This is a genomic window from Microbacterium sp. Se63.02b (genome assembly GCF_014171575.1).
Lineage (GTDB): Bacteria > Actinomycetota > Actinomycetes > Actinomycetales > Microbacteriaceae > Microbacterium.
In genome coordinates, this window is the sequence record NZ_CP050453.1 from 3923745 (window position 1) to 3937706 (window position 13962).

At 69.5% G+C, this 13962-nt stretch carries 20 protein-coding genes; 15 read left to right on the top strand and 5 right to left on the bottom strand.

Translation table 11 applies throughout. The features are described 5' to 3' along the window. Positions 1-78 precede the first annotated feature (78 nt). The 9 genes from G4G29_RS19590 (at position 79) to G4G29_RS23720 (ending at position 6841) form a co-directional block, all read left to right on the top strand. Positions 79-1446 (top strand): extracellular solute-binding protein, encoded by a 1368-nt coding sequence (locus G4G29_RS19590; RefSeq protein WP_244632626.1) that lies wholly within the window; start codon positions 79-81, stop codon positions 1444-1446. Further along, positions 1443-2402, top strand: a complete 960-nt coding sequence (locus G4G29_RS19595; protein ID WP_183151281.1) for a sugar ABC transporter permease — start codon at positions 1443-1445, stop codon at positions 2400-2402. Before G4G29_RS19590 ends, G4G29_RS19595 begins: the two co-directional genes overlap by 4 nt. Continuing rightward, entirely contained in the window at positions 2399-3268 is an 870-nt protein-coding gene (locus G4G29_RS19600; RefSeq protein ID WP_183151282.1) for a carbohydrate ABC transporter permease, read from the top strand. Before G4G29_RS19595 ends, G4G29_RS19600 begins: the two co-directional genes overlap by 4 nt. Further along, complete coding sequence (locus G4G29_RS19605; RefSeq protein ID WP_202045404.1) at positions 3265-4188, top strand: Gfo/Idh/MocA family oxidoreductase; 924 nt, start codon at positions 3265-3267, stop codon at positions 4186-4188. Before G4G29_RS19600 ends, G4G29_RS19605 begins: the two co-directional genes overlap by 4 nt. After that, a complete protein-coding gene (locus G4G29_RS20825; protein ID WP_202045406.1) occupies positions 4167-4652 on the top strand; it encodes a hypothetical protein in 486 nt (161 codons plus the stop codon). The genes G4G29_RS19605 and G4G29_RS20825 overlap by 22 nt, the downstream gene beginning before the upstream one ends. Beyond that, entirely contained in the window at positions 4649-5002 is a 354-nt protein-coding gene (locus G4G29_RS19610; protein WP_183151283.1) for a hypothetical protein, read from the top strand. Before G4G29_RS20825 ends, G4G29_RS19610 begins: the two co-directional genes overlap by 4 nt. A 113-nt stretch (positions 5003-5115) precedes the next feature. After that, entirely contained in the window at positions 5116-6291 is a 1176-nt protein-coding gene (locus G4G29_RS19620; protein ID WP_183151284.1) for an alpha-N-acetylglucosaminidase TIM-barrel domain-containing protein, read from the top strand. Beyond that, positions 6279-6533, top strand: a complete 255-nt coding sequence (locus G4G29_RS23715) for a hypothetical protein (RefSeq protein WP_183151285.1) — start codon at positions 6279-6281, stop codon at positions 6531-6533. The genes G4G29_RS19620 and G4G29_RS23715 overlap by 13 nt, the downstream gene beginning before the upstream one ends. After that, a complete protein-coding gene (locus tag G4G29_RS23720) occupies positions 6509-6841 on the top strand; it encodes an alpha-N-acetylglucosaminidase C-terminal domain-containing protein (RefSeq protein WP_274601204.1) in 333 nt (110 codons plus the stop codon). The genes G4G29_RS23715 and G4G29_RS23720 overlap by 25 nt, the downstream gene beginning before the upstream one ends. Here the strand turns inward: G4G29_RS23720 and G4G29_RS19635 are convergent. From G4G29_RS19635 to G4G29_RS19645, 3 genes are read right to left on the bottom strand one after another with little or no spacing between them, the layout of a single operon-like run. Beyond that, positions 6792-8225, bottom strand: coding sequence for an MFS transporter (locus G4G29_RS19635; RefSeq protein WP_183151286.1), 1434 nt, complete (start codon positions 8223-8225; stop codon positions 6792-6794). The two genes, G4G29_RS23720 and G4G29_RS19635, sit on opposite strands and share 50 nt — an antisense overlap. Positions 8226-8262: 37 nt before the next feature. Continuing rightward, positions 8263-8616 (bottom strand): hypothetical protein, encoded by a 354-nt coding sequence (locus tag G4G29_RS19640; RefSeq protein ID WP_183151287.1) that lies wholly within the window; start codon positions 8614-8616, stop codon positions 8263-8265. After that, positions 8613-9263: an acyl-CoA synthetase gene (locus tag G4G29_RS19645; RefSeq protein ID WP_183151288.1), complete on the bottom strand. Its 651-nt coding sequence runs from the start codon at positions 9261-9263 to the stop codon at positions 8613-8615. The genes G4G29_RS19640 and G4G29_RS19645 overlap by 4 nt, the downstream gene beginning before the upstream one ends. 302 nt (positions 9264-9565) lie before the next feature. Here G4G29_RS19645 and G4G29_RS19650 point away from each other — a divergent pair, with 302 nt between their 5' ends. Next, positions 9566-10489, top strand: a complete 924-nt coding sequence (locus G4G29_RS19650) for a hypothetical protein (protein ID WP_183151289.1) — start codon at positions 9566-9568, stop codon at positions 10487-10489. Here G4G29_RS19650 and G4G29_RS24330 read toward each other — a convergent pair. Both G4G29_RS24330 and G4G29_RS24335 read right to left on the bottom strand, forming a co-directional pair. Further along, entirely contained in the window at positions 10477-10968 is a 492-nt protein-coding gene (locus tag G4G29_RS24330) for a rhodanese-like domain-containing protein (protein WP_345941124.1), read from the bottom strand. The genes G4G29_RS19650 and G4G29_RS24330 overlap by 13 nt on opposite strands. Beyond that, positions 10905-11315 (bottom strand): rhodanese-like domain-containing protein, encoded by a 411-nt coding sequence (locus G4G29_RS24335; RefSeq protein ID WP_345941125.1) that lies wholly within the window; start codon positions 11313-11315, stop codon positions 10905-10907. Before G4G29_RS24335 ends, G4G29_RS24330 begins: the two co-directional genes overlap by 64 nt. 103 nt (positions 11316-11418) lie before the next feature. Between G4G29_RS24335 and G4G29_RS19660 the strand changes: the two genes are divergently transcribed. The 5 genes from G4G29_RS19660 to G4G29_RS24345 all read left to right on the top strand — a co-directional run bounded on the left by G4G29_RS19660 (position 11419) and on the right by G4G29_RS24345 (position 13933). After that, positions 11419-12315, top strand: coding sequence for a DMT family transporter (locus G4G29_RS19660; RefSeq protein ID WP_244632226.1), 897 nt, complete (start codon positions 11419-11421; stop codon positions 12313-12315). Positions 12316-12355: 40 nt separating this feature from the next. After that, positions 12356-13015: a GTP cyclohydrolase II gene (ribA, locus tag G4G29_RS19665; RefSeq protein ID WP_183151290.1), complete on the top strand. Its 660-nt coding sequence runs from the start codon at positions 12356-12358 to the stop codon at positions 13013-13015. Between the two features lie 17 nt (positions 13016-13032). Continuing rightward, the gene (locus G4G29_RS19670; protein WP_244632227.1) at positions 13033-13488 is read left to right on the top strand and encodes a MarR family transcriptional regulator; all 456 of its coding nucleotides are present in this window, start codon (positions 13033-13035) and stop codon (positions 13486-13488) included. A gap of 92 nt (positions 13489-13580) precedes the next feature. Further along, positions 13581-13775, top strand: a complete 195-nt coding sequence (locus G4G29_RS24340) for a hypothetical protein (protein ID WP_345941126.1) — start codon at positions 13581-13583, stop codon at positions 13773-13775. Next, the gene (locus tag G4G29_RS24345; RefSeq protein ID WP_345941191.1) at positions 13772-13933 is read left to right on the top strand and encodes a hypothetical protein; all 162 of its coding nucleotides are present in this window, start codon (positions 13772-13774) and stop codon (positions 13931-13933) included. The genes G4G29_RS24340 and G4G29_RS24345 overlap by 4 nt, the downstream gene beginning before the upstream one ends. Positions 13934-13962: the final 29 nt, after the last annotated feature.

Consider the following 13962-nt stretch of genomic DNA (forward strand, 5'->3'; position numbering starts at 1 on the left):
CTGCCGCGGCACCGCCGCCTCGGCGTTTCTCCCCCCGGCGCGCTGCGCCATGACCCGAGGAGTGTTGACGTGACCCGTATGTCAGCGCCGCGCATCGCGGCCCCCCTTGCGGCCCTCGCCGCACTGTCCCTGCTCGCCGGCTGTTCCGCTGCCGAAGACTCGCCGGAGGCCGAGGACCAGAGCATCGTGTTCTGGACCCCGCAGACGACTCCCGAGCGACTCGCCGCTCAGGAGGAGGTCGCCACCGCCTTCACCGAGAAGACGGGCATCGAGGTCGAGGTCGTGCCGATGGCCGGCGCGGATCAGGATCAGGCGCTCGTGACAGGTGCCGCCAGCGGGGATGTGCCCGACGTGATCCTGCACGCCTCGACGCAGACCGGGGCGTGGAGTTCGCAGGGCCTCCTCGACACTCAGGCCGCGACCGCCGCAGTCGACGCGCTCGGCCCCGACACGTTCAACGCGAACGCGCTCGAAGCCGTCACGATCGACGGGCAGATCTCCGCGGTTCCCAGCGACGGCTGGTCGCACGTGATCGCCTACCGCACCGACCTCCTCGAGCAGGCAGGGGTCGATGTGCCCACCTCGGTCGAAGAGCTCGCCGACGCAGCGACCACGGTCAAGGAGGAACTCGGCATCACCGGGCTGGCCTTCGGCACGCAAGCAGGCACCGCATCGGCCACCGAGGGCATCCAGTCCCTGTTCCAGAGCGCCGGATGCGAACTCGTGACCGACGGCGAGGTCACCATCGACTCCGACGCGTGCACCGAGGCCGCGGAGCAGTTCCTGGCCCTGCGCAACTCGTCGACCGCGGGAGACTTCGACGTGACCAGCGCACGCGCCGCCTACATGAACGGCGACGCGGCGATGCTCCTCTTCTCCACCCACATCCTCGACGAGCTGGCCGGACTCGACCCCGCCACCCCCGCCACCTGCCCCGACTGCGCGGCGACGCCGACCTTCCTCGCCGACAACACCGGCTTCATCACCGTGCTCGGCGAGGAGCCGCGACAGTATGGCGCCGTGCTCGGCTACGGCATCCCGACGGGTGCGAACACGGAGGCCGCCCAGCAGTACATCGAGTACGTGCTGGACGAGGGTTATGCCGACACTCTGGGCGTCGCCACCGAGGGGCGGGTGCCGCTGCGCAACGGGACGGCCGACGACCCCGAGGCATTCGCCGCCGCGTGGGGTGAGCTGGGCATCGGACCGGCCCACGACCGCACCTCGGCCGAGATCTACGGCGACGAGTTCGTGGACGGCATGAGCGAGGGCATCAACTCGATCTACCTGTGGGGCATGGGCACGGACGACGCCACGCTCGCCGGGCTGGTGTTCAGCCAGGGCGTGCTCGCCAACCAGATCGAGCAGCTCTACAACGGCTCGTCCCCCGCCGACGTGACCGCCGCCATGAAGGCGGCCGTCGAGGAGGTCCAGGCGGGCCTGTGAGCACGGCACCTCTCCGTCACCGTCGGGAGCGGCACACCCGCCGCTCCCGCCGGGACGACCGCAACGGACTCCTGCTCACCGCCCCGACGTTCCTCGTCATCCTGCTCGCGTCGGTCATCCCGCTCCTGCTCGTGATCGTCTTCGCGTTCAGCGAGGTCAGGCTCGTCGACATCCCGCGCCTGGGCACAGAGCCGATCGACTGGACGCTCGACAACTTCCGGCGCGCGATAGAGAACCCCGCCTTCTGGCGCGCTCTGGGCACCACGCTCCTGTACTCCACGCTGACGATGATCGGCTCGGTCGGCGTCGGCCTGGTGCTGGCCCTCGCGCTGCGGAGTCCGTTCCGAGGTCGAGGGATCGTGCGTGCACTCCTGCTCGTCCCGTACGTGCTCCCGCTGATCGCCGCCGTCACCATCTGGCAGACCATGCTCAACCCGCAGTACGGCATCGTGAACGCCTTCGGCCGTCAGGTCCTGGGATGGGATCAGGCGATCGGCTTCCTCAACACCTCCTCGACCGAGGTCTTCGGGGTTCCGGTGCCGCTGTCGTTGCTGGTGGTCGTGGCGTTCGAGATCTGGACCTCCGCCCCGCTCGCATTCCTGTTCATCACCGCGCGGCTGCAGGGCGTCTCTCCCAGCATCGAGGAAGCAGCCGCGCTCGACGGCGCGAACCGCATGCAGATCCTCTGGCGCATCGTCATGCCTCAGCTCAAGGGCGTCATCCTGCTGCTGTGCCTGCTGCGGTTCATCTGGACGTTCCAGAGCTTCAGCGAGGTCTATCTGCTCACCGAGGGCGCCGGAGGGACTCAGCTCATGGCGCTCAAGGTCTACACCGAGCTGGTCACCCGCGCCGACATCGGCAGCGCCTCCGCCTACGGACTGCTCATGTCGGTGGTGCTGATCGTGCTGCTCACCGTCTACGTCCTCGCCACCCGCAGAAAGGTGGACACCGAATGACCCGCCGTCGCTCGCCGTTGCGTCCGCGCCCCGCCGCGATCGTGGGTCGGACGATCCTCATCGCCGTCGCCCTCCTGTTCGCGATCGGTCCTGTGCTGTACGGATTCCTCCTGTCGGTGCGTCCGTACTCCTCGATCGTCCAGGCGCCGCTCGATCTGTTCCCCGCCCTCGGCGAGCTCGACTTCTCGGGGTACACCACGGCGATGCTCGACCCGGAGCAGGGCGGCTTCGGCCTGGGACGCTTCGTGCTCAACTCCCTCCTCGTGGGACTCGGCACCGTGGTCCTGTCGATCCTCGTCTCGATCCTGGGTGCGTACGCCGCCGCACGTCTGCGCTACCGCGGTCGGCGCGGGATGAACGCGATCATCCTCGCGGTCTACCTGTTCCCCGGGATCGTGCTCTCGGTGCCGCTCTTCGTGCTCCTCGCCAGGGCGGGCCTCACTGGTTCGCTCATCGGGTTGTTCCTCGTCTACGTCGCGACCACGGTTCCGGTGTCGATCTACATGCTGCGCAACTACTTCCAGGCGCTGCCGGAGAGCGTCGAGGAGGCAGCGATCGTCGATGGGGCCTCGCTCCCGCAGATGCTGCGCAGCGTCGTGCTGCCGATCGCGCTCCCGGGGGTCGTCGCGACCTCGATCTACGTGTTCATGATCGCCTGGAACGAGTACTTCTACGCCCTGCTCTTCCTCGTGCGCGACCGCGCGCAGTGGACGGCGCCGCTCGGCATCTCGCAGCTGGCCGACTTCAACGTCCCGGTGACCGTGCTGCTGTCCGGATCCATCGCGGTGACCGTCCCCATCGTCATCCTCTTCTTCCTCGCGCAGCGCTACCTCGTCGAGGGACTGACGGCAGGAGCCGAGAAATGAGCACGTCAGCGGGACCCCAGCGCATCGTCATCATCGGCGCGGGCGGCCGAGGTCGCGACGCCTACGGGCGATGGGCGATCGAGCACCCCGACCGCGCACGGATCGTGGCGGTGGCCGACCCGGCCCCAGATCGGCGTGAGGCGTTGGCCGCCGCGGCCGGAGGCGCGCGCACCTACGAGGACTGGCGGGGCGCGATCGCCGACCTCGGGCTGCTTCAGGCCGACGCCGTCGTGATCGCCGTGCCTGATGCCCTTCATGTCGATGTCGCGATCGCCGTCGCCGACGCAGGGCTGCCCTTCCTGCTCGAGAAGCCCGCCGCGCCGAGCGTCGAGGAACTCCGCCGACTCGCACAGCACGCCCGTCGCACATCGTCGGCCCTCGCCATCGGCCACGTGCTGCGCTTCACGCCGTTCTGGCGTTCGGTGAAGCGCATCCTCGACTCCGGCGCCATCGGACGCATGATCACCCTCGAGGTTCGCGAGAACGTCGGCTACTGGCACTTCGCGCACTCCTACGTGCGGGGCAATTGGCGGAACAGCACGACCTCGGGCCCGATGGCTCTGACGAAGACGTCGCACGACCTCGACATCATCCGCTGGCTCGTCGGCGCAGCGCCGGAGACGGTCTACAGCATCGGGGAGTTGAGCTGGTTCCGCGCCGAGAACGCTCCCGCCGGCGCGCCGGAGTTCTGCGTGCAGGGCTGTCCCGTCGCCGACAGCTGCCCCTTCTTCGCCCCTCGGTACTACGTCGACGCACTCGCGGGGGTCACGGGCCACCCCGTGCATCTGCTGGGCGACGACATCTCCCCGCCGGCCGCATGCGCGCGTTGCGCGAGGGCGACTACGGCCGCTGCGTCTTCCGCAGCGACAACGACGTGGCAGACCATCAGCAGACCACGATGCGGTTCCCCCGAGGGGTGACCGCAACGCTCACGGCCTCGGCCTTCACCGCCGAGAACACCCGCAACGTCACGATCACGGGTTCGGCCGGCCAGTTGTCAGGACACATGGAGAGTGGAGAGATCGTGGTGGATCTGTTCTCACCCGATGGCCGGATCCCGGAGGGCTTGCCCCTCGACGCGCACGACATCAGTCCCAAATCCGTCCTGGCGCACGAGCGCCACACTCTGCGGGTGGCCTTGCCCAACCCCGACCTCGGCGATCACGCCGGTCATGGCGGAGGGGACGCAGGGCTGATGGCCGAGTTCGTCGAAGCGGTGCGGCTCGGCATGGTCGGCACGGGCGAGCTCTCCTTCGAGACGGCACTCGACAGCCATCTCATGGCGTTCGGCGCGGAGGAATCGCGACGAACGGGTGAGCCCATCGACTTCGCCTCCTGGGCGCAGCGGATGGCACTGCCGCTCGATGAGGGGATCCGCCGGTGACGGAGCACCCGGAGTCGGTGGTGCTCGCCCTGCTGGAGCGGGTGGGCGCCGACACGTCGCACGTGCGCGTGGAGGAGCTGCCGCCGGAGGAGACCCACGCCGCGGTCGCAGGGTTCGAGGCCGGGAACGGCGTGCTCACACTGCGCGGCACGGACGTGCTGTCGACGGCACGCGCGTTCGCCCGGTACCTGCACGGTCAGGGGCGTCGCATCACATGGGAGGCGCCGCGACTGGACCCGCCTTGGGGAGCGGTGGCCCGATGCGCCGCGAACCGAGCTGCGCACGCCCTTCGCCGTCAGATACCACCTGAACGTCGTCACGCACGGATACTCCACGGCCTATTGGGATGAGGACCGATGGGAGCGGGAGCTCGACTGGATGGCGCTGCACGGGGTCACGCATCCTCTGCTGCTCACGGGCTACGAGTCGGTCCTGGCGGAGACGCTGCGTCGAGCCGGCGTGGATGCGACCGCTGCGCGCGTGGATCGGCAGCGCCGCACACCTGCCGTGGATGTCGATGGGCGGGATGCACGACTTCGGCGGCCCGTTGCCTGAGCGCTGGGACGACCGGAGGATCGCGCTCGCACGTCGCATCCTGACGCACGCCCGCGAGCTGGGCATGACGCCTGTGCTGCCCCTTCCCGGAGGCCACGTCCCGCGCTCGGTCGCCGGTCCCGACGCGCTCGAGATCGAGTGGCAGGGCTGGCGCACACCCCTGATGGATCCCGCCTCCGCCGACTTCGCCCGCTTCATGAAGCTCTTCCTCGACACGCAGGAGGAGCTCCTCGGAGACCCGGGCTTCGCGCCCGTCTTCGCCGTCGATCCCTTCATCGAATCGCTGCCTCCGTCCGGTGACCTCGCCGACCTCGCCGCTGCCGGCGCGGGGGTGCACGACGCCATCACGGCCGTGCATCCGCGGGCGACCTGGCTTCTGCAGGGGTGGCCGTTCCACTATCACCGCGGATTCTGGACGGACGAGCGCGTGGCCGCGTACCTGTCTCGCGTGCCCCACGACCGGCTCCTCCTGATCGATCTCTGGGGCGAGCACGCGCCGATGTGGCGCAAGGGCATGCACGGGCGCCGATGGATCTGGACGGCCGTACACAACTTCGGCGGCCGTTTCGCGCTCTTCGGGGACCTTCGCGGTCTCGCACGCGACGTGGCGGAGCTGATCGAGACGGCCCCCGACCGCCTGGAGGGCATCGGGCTCGCACCCGAGGCGATCGAGAACAACACCGTGTTCTACGAGGCCGCCTCCGATCTGGTCTGGGGACCGCTGGACATCGACACCTGGCTCGCAGACTTCGCCGTCCAGCGGTACGGTGTCGCCGACGACTCGGCGGTCGAAGCATGGCGACTGCTCGGCGCCACTCTCTACGGCCCCGGCCGCACCCGATCGATCCCCTCACCGGTGATCGCGCGACCGTGGAGCGCGCGCGCCCCGTTCGCGACGCAGCGTCTCGCCGGAGAGGCCCTCCCTGCGGGACCGCCTCGCATGTCGGCCAACATCGACGCCGAGAACGATCCCGCGGTACTGGGCGACCTCCCCCGCGATCACGCGCGCCGCGCAGCTTGCTGCTCTCCCTCGCCGATCGCGCGCTCTCCCGAGAGTCGCTGGAGAAGGACGTGGTCGAGTTGACCGGGCACGTGCTCGCCCAGGGCACCCGCTACCGCATCCGCGGCGCGCTCGAGGCGTTCGCTGCGGGAGACGCGCCCGAGGTGCGCCGCCAGGGTGCCGCTTTGGAGGATGATCTGCTGGCCCTCGATCGGCTGGCGGCGACGCGCGAGGACTCCCGGCATCCTCCTGGATCGATCACGCGCGCGCGTGGGGTGACACCCCGGCGGAGCGCGATGCGATGGAGCGAGACGCGCGCAGCCTGATCTCGGTCTGGGGTCATCAGAGCAGCGGGCTGCACGACTACTCCGGTCGGCATTGGTCTGGTCTGATCCGAGATCTCTACGCTCCGCGTTGGGACGCATGGATCCGGTGGCTGGCGGAATCGGTGGAGCGAGACGCAATCCCGGACGAGTCGGTGCTGCATCGCCGCATCATCGAGATCGAGGAGCGCTGGCGCGCGGGCACCGGCTCGGACGACGTCTCGTCCGAGGATCCCCTCGACGTCGCCGCGCGGATCCTCGCTACGCGCGCATCTCCCCGGAGTGCGACTCCGGACGGTCGCGCGGCATGAAGGCGGCCGCGACCAGGGTGAGCACGGCGGTCGCGGCGACGGCGACGAACACCCACACCGACGCGTGGATGATCGTGTCCGGGTCGTCGGTCCCTGCGCCCTGCGCGATGACCGCGTTCGAGATCGCCCCGAACACGGCGACGCCGACGGCACTCCCGGCGGAGCGCGCGAACGCGTTCATCCCGGTCACGGCCCCTCGCTCACCCCATTCGACCGAGGACTGGGCGGCGATGAGCGTTGGAGCAGCAGTCCACCCGAGCCCGAACCCGAGGACGAAGGCGATGCCCGCGACCATGAGCGGGTGCGGCCATGACGCCACCGCTGCCAGGGTGATCGCGGCGAGGGTGGTGATGCTCATCCCGATCATGGTGGTGCGACGGAAGCCGATCCTCAGATACAGGCGGCCGACGTTGGCGGCCGCGATCGGCCACCCCAGGGTCAGTGCCGCGACCGCGAGCCCTGAGAGCAACGGCGCGATGCCGAGCGAGCCTTCGAGGTAGGCAGGCGCGAAGCTCGTGACACCGATCATGAGTGCGCCGACACCGAGCGACACGACCGTGGTCGTCAGGATCAGCGGCCTGGCGACGAGGCGGAGGTCGACGATGGGCTCCTCGACGCGGCGCTCGACGACGGCGAACAGCGCAAGGGCGACGATCCCGATCCCGAAGCAGAGCGCGCTCTGGACGGAGATCCATGCCCAGGCGTTGCCGCCCTCCAGCATGCCGAGGATGAGTCCGGTCAGCCCGATCGTCAGCAGCACGGCGCCCGCATAGTCGATCCGATGCCGACTCGTCTGCTTCTGCTCCTTGTACTTGAGTTGCAGCATCCACGCGGCGATGAGACACAGGGGGATGTTCACCCAGAAGATCCACCGCCAGGCGTCGAGCTGTGCGAACACCCCGCCGAGGGCCGGACCGACGACCGACGAGATCGCCCACACGCTCGCGATGTATCCCTGCACCTTGGCACGCTCGGCGACCGTGTAGATGTCGCCGACGATCGTCATCGCCATCGGCGCGACGGCCCCGGCACCGAGCCCTTGGATGATGCGGAACACGATCAGCGCCGGCATGCTCCACGCGAAGCCGCAGAGCACGGAGCCCAGGAGGAACAGGGCGATGCCCAGGAGGATGATCGGTTTGCGCCCGACCGTGTCGGCGAACCGGGAGTAGATCGGAACACTCACCGCCTGCGCGAGCAGGTACACCGAGAACAGCCAGGGGAACTGCTGATAGCTGCCGAGATCGCGGACGATGCTCGGCACGGCTGTCGCGAGGATGGTGGCATCGATGGCGATGAGCCCGGTGGCGAGCATCAGCGCCCCGAGGATCGGCCCTCGCGCCGACCGGAATCCGATGGAGGCGCGGTCGACGGAGGCAGTCACCTCAGGGACAAGCGTGCGCGGCGCACGGGTATTCCGGTCACGATGACGCGGTGCGGCCCGGCTCCTCGCCGTCCGCGTCGCCCTCGGGCTCCGGGTCGTACAGCACCGGACGGTCGACGGTCTTGGTGACGTCGGCCGGGTCGACGGCGAGGATGAGCATCGCCAGGATCAGCAGTGTGACGATGAAGGCCCCGCCACCGACCACGAGGCCGAGCGCGACAGGGGTGAGTCCGTCGTAGGTGCCGTTCGCGATCGCGGTGTTCACGCGCGAGGTGAAGGCGCCGGTCGAGACCAGTGTGACCACCGCGGCGAAGACACCGCAGCCCAGGGCGATGAGCAGGAGGTGCAGGGGGCGCAGGATGTCCCGACGGGTGGGCTTCTCGTCGCTCATCGTTCTCCTCCGTGCACCGAGGGGGCGGCGCTTCCCGTTGACTCGTCGGCCGCGGCGGCAGCGTCCACCTTCTTCGGGGTGAGCCCGGCGATGCCGAGGAAGACCGCGACGATCGCCGCATAGCCGCCGAACATGCCGACACCCAGGATGATGCCGGAGAGCACGAAGGTCCCGGCCTCGTCGATCGTGTACTCCTGCACGAACCCGGACGGGATCAAGAGCAGGACGACGCCGAGCAGGATGCCCAGCGCCCCGACGGTGATCGCGTCGCGCGCCAGCGGGTCACGGGTGCGTCGTGCACGGATTCCTGCGAGCAGCTCGATCGCACCGCTGAGGATGGCCCAGCTCGAGACGACGATGAAGAACATGTCGTCCGAGCGCAGCGCGGGGATGCCGCTCAGCCCTCCCGCAAAGATGCCGAGCACCGCGAGCAGGATGGCCGACCAGCGTGACCCGGCGGGGAGCACCAGCCACGCGGCGAGCAGGTGCACCAGCGCGGTCACGAACGCGAAGCCGCTGAAGACCGCGAGGCCGATGGGCGCCGAGTGGTCCGACGAGAACGTGATCATCAGCGCAGCGACGGCGGCGAACAGTGCGCGCAGCAATTGCACGTGGCGCAGGGTGAATGCGCGAGCAGGGGCAGGCATGACGGTCCAGAGTCCTCCGGGGTGTTCCCCCAGTCTACGCGGGGCCACGGAGCCGCGATGCCGCGAGCACGGCGGCCGAGGATTCGTGAAGCCCGGCGGATCTCCCCAGATCGATTGCCGGGCTTCACGACATACGCAGCAAGGGGGGCATCACTGCGTCAGGCCGCAGCTCGCAGGGTCGGGCACCCGCCCACGAAGACGGCCAAGTGACCCCACATGCCCACCCGGTCCCCTGAGGTACGCGCGTGCGGTCGTATGCTCACTTTAGGGCGGTGGTCTTCACATACCGGACGGGGGCTGTGATGAGTTACGAATATGACGAACGCAGGTCCGGATCCGACGGTTTCGCGACGGCGCTGCGCGATGCGGTCAACGCCAGGGACGTGACGCTGTCGTGGTTGCAGCAGCAGCTCAACGCGCGAGGCAACCGGGTCTCGATGGCCACGCTGAGCTATTGGCGTTCGGGGGCGCGACGCCCCGAGGGCGCGCAGTCCCTGGCCGCACTCGCCGACCTCGAGGAGCTGCTCGGCCTCGACGCCGGCGCACTGCGACGGCACCTCGGACCCACCAACCGCACGGGGCCGCTGGGCCCGAACCGCTTCCCCATGGACGAGGAGGAGCTGGAACGCGCGGTCATGCTGGCGTTCGACGCGATGGGTGCGTCGTACCCCGACACCTCGCGGGAGCTCACCACACACTCTGTGACCGATGTGAACGCGCAGGGCAACGTCGCCTACAGCATCACGCGCAGCATCGTGCAGTCGACCATCGGCACGATAACGGCGATACCCTTCCTCGAGATCACCCCGGGGGTCAGCACTCCGCCGCCCCTGCTCGACGCCGTGTCCGGCGGGCGCATCGCCGCGCGCTACTCGCACCCGGACGGCGAGGTGCACGGCATCCTGTTCGAACTCGATCTCCCGCTCACCGCCCCCGACACGGCGATGGTCGAATGGTCGGTCGAGTACCCGTCCGACTACCCGCCGATGCGTGACACGGGCCATGCCCTGGCACAGAAGTGCCGCGAGCTGCTGGTGTGGACGCGGTTCCATCCTGATGCCGTCCCCGATTGGTGCGAGGAGCACGTCGAGACGCCTGATGGCGTGACGGTCACCCCCGTCGCCCTGACCAGGGGCACCTCCGTGCATCTGGTGCGCAGAGCCTTCGGTCCTGGGGCACTCGGTCTGCACTGGGGCTACGGACCGCGTGAGGATCAGCCCGGCTGATCTCCCGTCGCGACCGGACGACCCGGCGTGTTCGACCACTGACTCCACGATCCGGGGAACACTTTGGCGTCGATGCCGACCTCGTGCAGGATCAGGGCCGTATGCGCGGCCGTGACACCCGATCCGCAGTACGCGGCGACCGGGGTTCCGGGGTTCACGCCGACCTCGGCGAAGGTCGCGAGCACGGTGTCGCGATCGAGGATGCCGCCCTCAGCGTCGAGGTGCCGCAGCGTCGGCAGATTGCGCGCACCGGGGATGTGACCGGCGATCGGATCGAGCGGCTCGGTGTCGCCGCGGTAGCGCTCCGGCGCGCGCACGTCGAGGAGCACTCCCGACGCGGGGAACGCCGCCGCCTCATCGATCGACAGGGCGTCGCGGCCGATCTCGTCGAGCACGACATCGCCGGGCTCGGGGATCACATCATCCGTCGCGACCGCGAACCCCGCGGCGCGCCAAGCCCGGATGCCGCCGGTGAGCACGCGGACATCGACCCCGCCCTGCCGCAGCAGCCACCACGCCCGCGCAGCCGAGATGCCCTTGAGTCGTCGTACGCCACGACGGTGTCGCCCGCACGGACACCCCACCGGCGGGCCGCAGCCTGGAGCGTCGCGGTCGAGGGCAGCGGGTGCCGCCCCTCGGCGGGCGCACCGTGGGTGGAGAGCTCCGCGTCGAGCGAGGCGAACACCGCGCCGGGGATGTGGCCAGAGAGGTAGTCGCCGTGCCCGGCCTCCGGGCGATCCAGCCGCCACCGCACGTCGATCACGCGCACGGGCGCGCCCTGCTCCCGGAGGTCGTTCAGCTCTGCGGCACTCACGAAGTCGCTCATCCTGCGAGGCTACCGAGTCGGCGGCGGCATCCGGCTCGCGGGCGTCTTCTCCCGTCATGCGCCACGACTATGCTCGATCCGGCAACGTCGAGAAAGGCCAACGATGCCCTCTCGTCTCCGCTGGATGCGCTTCCGCCCGCAGGAGGCCGCGCTCATCGCGATCACCGCGGTGTGGGGCGGCACGTTCCTGCTGGTGCACTGGGCGATGGAGCACTCCGGGCCGTGGTTCTTCGTCGGCATCCGATTCCTCGTCGCAGGTCTCCTCAGCGTGCTGATCTTCCGTCGTGCGCTGCGCGGCATGCGGTGGCGCGACATCGGGGCGGGTGTCGCGATCGGGGTGATGATCTACCTCGGCTACGGTCTGCAGACGCTGGGGCTGCAGACGATCGACAGCAGCACGTCGGCGTTCATCACCGCCATGTACGTGCCGCTCGTCCCCTTCGCGCAGTGGGCGGTCTTCCGCACACGTCCGCCCGCCATGGCCTTCGTCGGAGCAGGCCTCGCGTTCGTGGGACTGCTGTTCATCGCGGGCCCCGACGCATTCGCGTTCACGCTGGGCACGGGCGAGATCGTCACCATGATCAGCACCCTGCCCATCGCCGCAGAGATCATCCTGATCAGCCTCTTCGCGGGCAGGATCGACCTCGGGCGCATCACCGTCGTCCAGCTGCTGACCGCCGGCGTGCTGGGATTGCTGACGATGCCGGTGGTCGGCGAGGCCGTCCCCGAGTTCTCCTGGATCTGGGTCGGCTGTGCCGTCGGACTCGGCGCGGCGAGCTGTCTGATCCAACTGACCATGAACTGGGCGCAGAAGTCGGTGTCACCGACGCGCGCGACCATCATCTACGCCGGGGAACCCGTGTGGGCCGGCGTCATCGGACGCATCGCCGGCGAGCGACTGCCCGCGACCGCGCTCGTCGGCGGAGCTCTGGTCGTGCTCGGCATCCTGGCGAGCGAACTGAGGTTCGTGCGGCGGCGGAAGGAAGAGTCCTCGGCCTAGCCCTCGGGAATACTCCCCCGCCTCCTGCGTTGCACCCGGCATGATTGAAACTTCAACCGTCGCTCCGGTCGCCACGGAACGCACCCGCGTCCGCGTGCCGCTGCGCTTCGGCGACGGCTTCTCCACCACGGCCGACGTGGTCACGTTCGACGGCCTCGTCGACGGACGGGAGCACCTGCTGCTCGGGCTCGGCGACTGGCACGCGGCACTCGAACGCGCGAGCGACGGCGGAGACGCGCCGCTCGTGCGCCCTCACAGCGAGTGCCTGACCGGTGACGTGTTCGGATCCGAGCGCTGCGACTGCGGTCCCCAGCTGCGCGAGGCCGCCGAGCGGATCGCGGCGGAGGGCGGCTTCCTGCTCTACCTGCGGCAGGAGGGACGCGGTATCGGCCTGTACGCGAAGCTCGACGCGTACGCCCTGCAGGACGCGGGCCTCGACACGTACGAGGCGAACGTCGCCCTCGGCCACGGCGAAGACGAGCGCGACTACACCGTCGCAGCGCAGATGCTGAACGCGGTCGGCGTCGACGGCATCCGTCTGCTCAGCAACAACCCCGACAAGGCCGTGCAGCTCGAGGCCCTCGGCATCCGCGTGACCGAGCGGGTCCGCACCGAGGTGCACCTGTCGGAGTCCAACTCGCGCTACCTCCAGGCCAAGCGCGACCACACGGCGCACACCCTCGACCTGTCGGCGGCGTGACACCCCAGGAGGGCACCATGACAGCGGAGCAGCATCGACGGCGACTCGACGACACCGAGATGGCGACCTGGCTCCCCGTCATCCGGTTCGTACAGTTGCTGCCCCAGGTGCTCGACCGCACCCTGAAGGACGAGGTCGGCCTCAACCACGCCAGGTACGCGATCCTCGTCACGCTCGCAGGTCAAGGCGAGGGAGCCGTCACGATGACGGAACTCGCCCGCATCGCCGGCCTCAGCCGCTCGCGTCTCAGCCACGCCCTGGACTCCCTGGAGGAGCGCGGCTGGGTGGAGCGCACCTCGTGCGGCACCGACAAGCGCACGCTCTCGGCCGCGCTCACCCGGAAGGCCGGGAGATGCTGCGCACCGCCGCACCCGTGCACGTCGAACAGGTGCGGGAACTGGTGCTCGATCCGCTCAGCCCGGAGGAGCGGGAGCAGCTCGCGTCGATCCTCGGCAAACTGCTGCCAGGAGTGACCGCGGCCCTGTGACGGCATCGGCCGAGCTTCGGCGTTCTGCTCTGAGCAGAACCGCTCGAAGCCTCCGGAACGGGCGGCATATCGTGAGGCATGGCCGACCTCCTCTCGTTCCCGCCCGCTCCCCGCTCCGACCGCCCGAAGCGCCACGACCCCGAGCCGTTGTGGCGCCACCTCCTGGGCGACCAGCTGCGTCGACGTCGACACGATCGTGAGGAGACCCTCACCGCGACCGCGGAGAAGGCCGGCGTCTCTCCCAGTACCTCTCCGAGGTCGAACGCGGGCTGAAGGAGCCGTCGAGCGAGATGATCGCCGCGATCGCCGGAGCACTCGACACCAGCCTGATCGAGCTGACGAGCGCCGTGGCCGACGAACTCCGCTCCGCCACGGTTCCGGCATCCGCGGCCGTGTCGGCATCGCGCACTTCCTTCGCCCTCGCCGCCTGACCCGTTCGTTCCGTCCGTCCGCCTGGCTC

Coding starts and splice junctions, on each gene's coding strand:
- G4G29_RS19590 (WP_244632626.1), top strand. CDS start 79: ATGTCAGCGCCGCGCATCGCGGCCCCCCTTGCGGCCCTCGCCGCACTG.
- G4G29_RS19600 (WP_183151282.1), top strand. CDS start 2,399: ATGACCCGCCGTCGCTCGCCGTTGCGTCCGCGCCCCGCCGCGATCGTG.
- G4G29_RS19605 (WP_202045404.1), top strand. CDS start 3,265: ATGAGCACGTCAGCGGGACCCCAGCGCATCGTCATCATCGGCGCGGGC.
- G4G29_RS20825 (WP_202045406.1), top strand. CDS start 4,167: ATGCGGTTCCCCCGAGGGGTGACCGCAACGCTCACGGCCTCGGCCTTC.
- G4G29_RS19620 (WP_183151284.1), top strand. CDS start 5,116: ATGCGACCGCTGCGCGCGTGGATCGGCAGCGCCGCACACCTGCCGTGG.
- G4G29_RS23720 (WP_274601204.1), top strand. CDS start 6,509: ATGGAGCGAGACGCGCGCAGCCTGATCTCGGTCTGGGGTCATCAGAGC.
- G4G29_RS19640 (WP_183151287.1), bottom strand. CDS start 8,616: ATGAGCGACGAGAAGCCCACCCGTCGGGACATCCTGCGCCCCCTGCAC.
- G4G29_RS19645 (WP_183151288.1), bottom strand. CDS start 9,263: ATGCCTGCCCCTGCTCGCGCATTCACCCTGCGCCACGTGCAATTGCTG.
- G4G29_RS19650 (WP_183151289.1), top strand. CDS start 9,566: ATGAGTTACGAATATGACGAACGCAGGTCCGGATCCGACGGTTTCGCG.
- G4G29_RS24335 (WP_345941125.1), bottom strand. CDS start 11,315: ATGAGCGACTTCGTGAGTGCCGCAGAGCTGAACGACCTCCGGGAGCAG.
- G4G29_RS19660 (WP_244632226.1), top strand. CDS start 11,419: ATGCCCTCTCGTCTCCGCTGGATGCGCTTCCGCCCGCAGGAGGCCGCG.
- ribA (WP_183151290.1), top strand. CDS start 12,356: ATGATTGAAACTTCAACCGTCGCTCCGGTCGCCACGGAACGCACCCGC.
- G4G29_RS19670 (WP_244632227.1), top strand. CDS start 13,033: ATGACAGCGGAGCAGCATCGACGGCGACTCGACGACACCGAGATGGCG.
- G4G29_RS24340 (WP_345941126.1), top strand. CDS start 13,581: ATGGCCGACCTCCTCTCGTTCCCGCCCGCTCCCCGCTCCGACCGCCCG.